The sequence below is a fragment of the Streptomyces anatolicus genome, from assembly GCF_019400875.1.
Classification (GTDB): domain Bacteria; phylum Actinomycetota; class Actinomycetes; order Streptomycetales; family Streptomycetaceae; genus Streptomyces; species Streptomyces anatolicus.
This window is the reverse complement of sequence record NZ_WMBF01000638.1, coordinates 1-3,163: the sequence shown is the minus strand read 5'-3', so window position 1 is coordinate 3,163 and position 3,163 is coordinate 1. Positions and strand designations below refer to the sequence as shown.

Genomic DNA, 3,163 nt, shown 5'->3' with positions numbered 1-3,163 from the left:
GGTGAACTCCGCGCCTTCCTCGCCCGGAGTCTCCCGGACCACCTGCTGCCCGCCCTCGTCGTCCCGTTGGAGCGGTTGCCGCTCGGGGCGACCGGCAAGCTCGACCGGCGGGCGCTGCCCGTGCCCGAGAGGGCGGCGCCCTCCGCCGGTTCGGGGGGACGGCCGCCGCGTACCGAGGCCGAGCAGGCCCTCGCGGCCATCTGGTGCGAGGTGCTCGGCGTGCCCGAAGTCGGCGCGGACGACAACTACTTCACGCTCGGCGGCGACTCCGTCCTCGGCATCCAGATCGTCTCCGCCGCCCGCCGGGCCGGGCTCGCCCTCACGCCCCGGCACCTGTTCACCCACCAGACCCTCGCCGAACTCGCCGCCGTGGCCGAGCCGGTGGCCGACACCGGCGCAGTCGTCGCCGAGCAGGGGCCGGTGACCGGTGACGCGCCCCTTACCCCCGTACAGCACTGGCTCCTGGACACCCTCACGGGCGACCCCGCCCACTTCAGCCAGACCGTCTCCGTCGAGCTGGCCGAGGATCCCGACGAGGCACTGGTGCGCGCCGCCCTGTCCGCCGTGGTCGTGCACCATGACGCGTTGCGGATGCGCTTCGAACAGGCCGGCGACGGACGGTGGCGGCAGCACTGCACCCCGCCCGGCGACAACGACGTACACCTGGAGGTACACGACCGGACGGCCCCGGACGAGGTGGCCGCCGCCCTGGGCGCCCGCTTCGACCTGGCCGGCGGGCCGCTGCTGCGGGCCGCGCTGTTCCGGCCCGGCGACGACGGTGGGCGGCCCGTGCTGCTGCTCGCCGCCCACCACCTGGTCGTGGACGCCGTGTCCTGGCGTCTGGTCCTGGAGGATCTGGACGCTGCCTACGAAGCGTTGCGGGACGGCGGGCGGCCCGCTCTCGCCCCGAAGAGCACGTCGTTCCGGACGTGGGCGCGGCGGCTCGCCGAGCACACCGAGGGGGGCGGGTTCGACGGCGAACTCGCCCACTGGCGCGGCCTCGACGGTGCCGCCACACCACTGCCCGCCGACCGTCCCGGCGGCGCGAACACCGCCGCCGACGAGGAGAACGTGACCGTCGCCCTCGACGCCGAGGAGACCCGACGGCTGCTCCAGGACGTGCCGGACGCGTACCGCACCCGCGTCAACGACGTCCTGCTGTGCGCGCTCGGCCGGGTCCTGGCCCGCTGGACCGGACAGGACCGGGTGGCGGTCACCCTGGAGGGACACGGCCGCGAGGAACTGTTCGAGGAGACCGACCTCGCCCGGACCGTCGGCTGGTTCACCGCCATGTACCCCGTCGCCCTGGACGTGCCCCGGGACGCCGGCACCGGCACCGTACTGAAGGCCGTCAAGGAGAACCTGCGGGCCGTGCCGCGCGGTGGACTCGGCTACGGCGCGCTGCGCTTCCTGCACCCCACGGCCGGCCGCGAGCTGCCCGCCCTGCCGCCGGTCTGCTTCAACTACCTGGGCCGACAGGACCGCACCGGCGCCCCGGGCGGCCTGCTGCACACGCCCTACGGAGGTCTGACCGGCGGCATGGACCGTTCGGCGCAGCGGCCGTACGTCCTCGACGTCCTCGGGCAAGTGAGCTCGGAGCGGCTTGAGTTCACCTTGTCGTACTCCCGTGCGGTGCACGACCGGGGGACCATCGCCCGCCTCGCCGACGAGCTGACCGGCGAACTGCGCGCGATCATCCGGCACTGCGCCGAGCCCGGCGTCGGCGGCCGTACGCCTTCGGACTTCCCGCTCGCCCCGCTGGACCAGGCGGGCGTCGACCGGCTCGTCGGCGAGGGAACGGAGGCGTCGGGCGTGGTGGACATCTATCCGCTCACGCCCACCCAGACCGGCATGGTCATGCACGGCCTGGACGAGGCGGAACACGGCCTGTACGTCGAGCAGATCACGTTCGTCGCGGACGGCGCCCACGACCCGCGGACCCTGGCCGCCGCCTGGCAGCACGTCGTCGACCGTACCCCCGTGCTGCGCACCTCCGTCGCGCTGCGCGGCGTACCCGTACCGCTCCAGGTGGTCCACCGGGACGTGACGCTGCCGGTCACCGAGCACGACTGGAGCGCACTCCCGGCGGACCGGCGCGACGCGGAGCTGGAACGGCTGCTCGGCGACGAGCGGGCCCGGGGCATCGATCTGGAGAGCGCCCCGCTGATGCGGCTCGCCCTGGTCCGGCTCGGCCCGGACGCGGTCCGGGTGGTGTGGACCTTCCACCACGTCCTGCTGGACGGCTGGAGCGTCTTCCACGTCCTGTCCGACGTCACGGCCGCGCACGCCGCCCTCACCCGCGGCGAGCGGCCCCACCTGCCCGAACGCAGGCCGTTCGCGGATTACGCCGCCTGGCTCGCCGCCCGCGAGACCCACCAGGCGCAGGAGCACTGGCGCGCCGCCCTTGCCGGTCTGCGCGGGCCGACCCCGCTGCCGTACGACCGGCGGCCCGCCCCGGACGCCACGGCCCGCTCCGACACCTGGCTCTCCCAGCGGCTCGACACCGAACGGACCGGGCGGCTCCAGGAGTTCGCCCGCCGCCACCGCCTCACCCTCAACACCCTGGTACAGGGCGCCTGGGCGCTGCTCCTCGCACGGTGGAGCGGGGAACGGGAGGTCTGCTTCGGCACCACCGTCTCGGGGCGCCCCGCCGACCTGCCCGGCGCCGACACCATCACCGGCCTGTTCATCACCACCCTGCCCGCCCGCACCGAGGTCGAGGGCGGCGCCGACTGCGGCGCCTGGCTGCGTGCCTTCCAGGAGGCCCGCGCGGAGGACCGCCGCCACGACCACCTGCCCCTCACCACCCTGCACGCCCTCGGCGAACTGCCGCCGGGCACCGCCCTGTTCGACAGCCTGGTGGTCTTCGAGAACTATCCCGTCGGTGACGCCACCGCAGGCGCGCAGGGACTCTCCCTGCGGGACCTGGACGCCCGCGAGGCCACCAACTACCCGCTCACCGTGGTCGTCTCGCCCGGCGACCGGCTCACCGTCGAACTCGGCTACGACCCGCGGTACTTCGAGGAGTCCAGCGCCGAGTCGCTGGCCGGGCAGCTGCTGCACACCCTGGACGCCCTGGCCGCCTCGGACGACACCGCCCGCCTGGACGACATCGACGTCCTGCCGTCGGCACAGCGCGACCGGCTGCTGCACGGCCCGGCCC

The 3,163-nt window shown here is 74.7% G+C and carries 1 protein-coding gene; it reads left to right on the top strand.

Features of this window, described 5'->3' with window-relative positions:
• On the top strand, positions 1-3,163 hold a 3,163-nt coding region (locus tag GKQ77_RS30720), incomplete at both ends, for a condensation domain-containing protein (RefSeq protein WP_258022266.1).